The sequence below is a fragment of the Candidatus Hydrogenedentota bacterium genome (assembly GCA_012523015.1).
GTDB lineage: Bacteria > Hydrogenedentota > Hydrogenedentia > Hydrogenedentales > CAITNO01 > JAAYBJ01.
The window spans coordinates 1-2,979 of record JAAYJI010000203.1; the positions used below are offsets into that span (position 1 = coordinate 1).

Annotated in this window: 4 protein-coding genes; 2 read left to right on the top strand and 2 right to left on the bottom strand. The window is 46.7% G+C overall.

What is annotated here, in order from left to right:
* Window positions 1-30: 30 nt before the first annotated feature.
* Both GX117_08825 and GX117_08830 read left to right on the top strand, forming a co-directional pair.
* Window positions 31-291, top strand: coding sequence for a PDZ domain-containing protein (locus GX117_08825; protein ID NLO33443.1), 261 nt, complete (start codon window positions 31-33; stop codon window positions 289-291).
* Window positions 292-395: 104 nt separating this feature from the next.
* Window positions 396-2,219 (top strand): threonine--tRNA ligase, encoded by a 1,824-nt coding sequence (locus tag GX117_08830; protein ID NLO33444.1) that lies wholly within the window; start codon window positions 396-398, stop codon window positions 2,217-2,219.
* Between the two features lie 8 nt (window positions 2,220-2,227).
* Here the strand turns inward: GX117_08830 and GX117_08835 are convergent, their stop codons facing one another.
* Both GX117_08835 and GX117_08840 read right to left on the bottom strand, forming a co-directional pair.
* Window positions 2,228-2,650, bottom strand: coding sequence for a hypothetical protein (locus tag GX117_08835; protein NLO33445.1), 423 nt, complete (start codon window positions 2,648-2,650; stop codon window positions 2,228-2,230).
* 21 nt (window positions 2,651-2,671) lie between these two features.
* Window positions 2,672-2,979: hypothetical protein (locus GX117_08840; protein NLO33446.1), on the bottom strand; the 308-nt coding region annotated here is incomplete at its 5' end.

The following is a 2,979-nucleotide window of genomic DNA, read 5'->3' on the forward strand; positions in this document are numbered from 1 at the left end:
GCTCTAAAAGATGTTGATCTAGGTGGTTTGATGATGAAGCATCAGCCGCGCATTGCTCACGATAACAACGGAAATCCTCTCGGGCTCACCGCGAATAATGTGGACAGTATCCCTTACGCATCTGAATATGGCTTTCGGGAAGGTGATATTATTTCCAGTGTGAACGGTATCCCTATCCAAAGTGAATCCCAGATTTTCAGTTTGATTCCTCAATTTCAAAATGTTAAAAACTTTCAGGTTGAAGTGTTGCGAAATGGGCAACGCATACGCATTCCCATTACAATCAAGTGATTTGCCCTCTCTTTCGAGTAGACCCAAGCAGGTGATTTCGCGTCATTGGCTTCAACCTTTTCAATACAACTATTCCCACAAAAAAATAAGGAGTGTTATTTATAATGAGTCAATCAGCAGCAGTTCTATCGGACACTAAGATGTCGCAGATCTATCGCTTGCGCCATTCTCTTTCCCATATTTTAGCCGCTGCCGTACGTCAAATACGGCCTGAAGCAAAATTAGCATTTGGCCCGCCCGTCGAAAATGGGTTTTATTACGACTTCGATTTCGGCGACAAACCCATAGGTGAAGCCGATCTCAACGACATAGAGCAGCGTATGGCTGCCATCATCAAAGCACGCATTCCTTTCGAGCGTCACGAAAAATCTTTTGATGATGCGTTGCGCTTTTTGGAAGAAAGCGGAGAAGTCTATAAAGTCGAATATGCCCGTGAATTGATCGAAACCGGCGCAGCGCAAGGGAATGCTATTTCCTTTTATTCGAGCGGTGATTTTATTGATATGTGCGAAGGACCGCATCTTGAACATACGGGACAAGTGCCCAAAAAATCTTTTAAGCTCGATCGTATCTCCGGAAGTTACTGGCGCGGTGATGAAAAGCGTCCCATGCTGACACGCATCTACGGTTTAGCCTTCGAGTCCGGCAAAGAATTGAGCGACTACCTCGCGATGCGTAAAATTGCCATGGAACGGGATCACCGAAAACTTGGCGAAGAGCTGGATCTTTTTATTCAAGACAGCGAAGTAGGCGTAGGCTTGCCGTTATGGACGCCCAAAGGAACCGTCATCCGTGACGAACTGGAAAAATGGGCTCGCGAAACGGAGTTTTTAGCCGGCTACCAGCGTGTATCCACGCCTTCGGTCACGCGCAAAGAACTTTACATACGATCGGGTCATGTTCCCTATTACGAAGATAGCATGTATCCCGCCATGCCTGTGGACGAAAATGATCATTACTATTTGCGGCCCATGTGCTGCCCGCATCATCACAAAATCTATGCTTCAAGATTACGCAGCTATCGGGAATTACCGCTAAGACTTTGTGAATATGGTGATGTCTTCCGTTATGAAAAACATGGGTCCTTATCCGGGCTCCTGCGTGTGCGCGCCATGTGTATGAATGACGCACACATCTATTGTACGCCCGATCAGGTGGAGTCAGAGTTTAACGCTGTCATTTCGATGTACCAAATGTATTATGGTCATTTGCGTATGGGCAATTTCCGGGTACGTTTGAGCCTCCACGATAAAAACAGTGACAAATTTGTGGATCGCTATGAGGACTGGGAGCGCAGCGAAGCGATTGTGCGGCGTGTTCTCGACAATCTCGGTATTACCTATGAAGAGGAAGCCGGAGAAGCCGCTTTCTATGGCCCTAAAGTGGACATACAGGTTAAAAATCTGATGGGCCGAGAAGAGACGGTCTCAACCTGTCAGCTCGATTTTGTTATGCCCGAACGTTTCGACCTGAATTATGTTGATGCTGACGGCAAGCAGAAACGGCCTTATATATTGCATCGTGCGCCTCTCAGCACGCACGAGCGGATGATTTCATTTCTCATTGAATTCTACGGCGGCGCCTTCCCCACGTGGATGGCTCCGGTGCAGGTGCGCTTGATTCCGGTGAACGATGAGCTGATGGATTATGCCCATAGCATTGAATCTAAATTACGGGCGTCCTTTTTCCGCACGGAAGTGGACTATAGCGCCGAAAGTTTCAATAAAAAGATTCGCAATGCGGTCACGCAAAAGATTCCGAATCTGTGGATACTTGGGAAAAAAGAAATGGAAGAAGGCGTCGTAACGTGGCGGCGTCATGCGGTCAAAGAACAGCAATGCCTTCCTCTTGATAAAGCGCTCAGCTTGTTGGAAAATGTTCGTGACAAGCGGGTCATGGACAATTTTCCCGATGTAGAATTGGGATAAGGATTACCTTAGAATTGATTGTGGTATCGTTCTAATTCTTCCGGTTGTTCCTCAGGTGCTTCCCAATAGCTTTCTGTTGCGGGAAGCCATTGGCGCTTGAGTGGATCACTGCCGAAGAGGCGCGTGAAAAGCCCCATCGGTATGATGATCAGGAAGAATACAATGCTCAGCATTACATGGGTAACGATCCAGTTCAAGACTAAGGCGAACTTCATCCATGCGATGAAGACGGGTTTCAGTCCTTTGGGCCATAGTAACGCTAATAGTAAAAAGGGCAGCGCAATTACAAAAAACCATTGGGGATTCGCGAAGGTACCGTGTAAAAGATAACGAATACCGGTTCGCAACAAACCCAGTATGGCAAAAGCGGCGGCCATGACAAAGCCGAACTTACGTTGTTCTGTCTTGCTAGAAGTGTCTATATCCAACATAGTATTTCTTTCACAATTCAATTAGTCCAGCTCAAATTCTTCGCGCCAGTCTTTTTCTTCATCCCAAGCTTCTTGTTCGGTTTTGTCCAGTAAGAAAGAACCGAGGCACAAATAATCCATGCGTGTGCGCATAAAGCAGGTATAGGCTTCTTCCGGCGTACAGACGATGGGTTCACCGCGTACATTGAAAGAAGTATTGATGATGACAGGGCACCCTGTTTTCTTATAAAAGGCGTTGATCATATCGTAGTAACGGGGATGATCAACCCGATTTACGGTTTGAATTCGCGCTGAATTGTCTACGTGTGTAATGGCGGGAAGGTCTGACC

Excerpts from the sequence above, each read along its gene's own strand:
- GX117_08825 (NLO33443.1), top strand. The coding sequence starts at position 31 with ATGATGAAGCATCAGCCGCGCATTGCTCACGATAACAACGGAAATCCT.
- GX117_08830 (NLO33444.1), top strand. The coding sequence starts at position 396 with ATGAGTCAATCAGCAGCAGTTCTATCGGACACTAAGATGTCGCAGATC.
- GX117_08835 (NLO33445.1), bottom strand. The coding sequence starts at position 2,650 with ATGTTGGATATAGACACTTCTAGCAAGACAGAACAACGTAAGTTCGGC.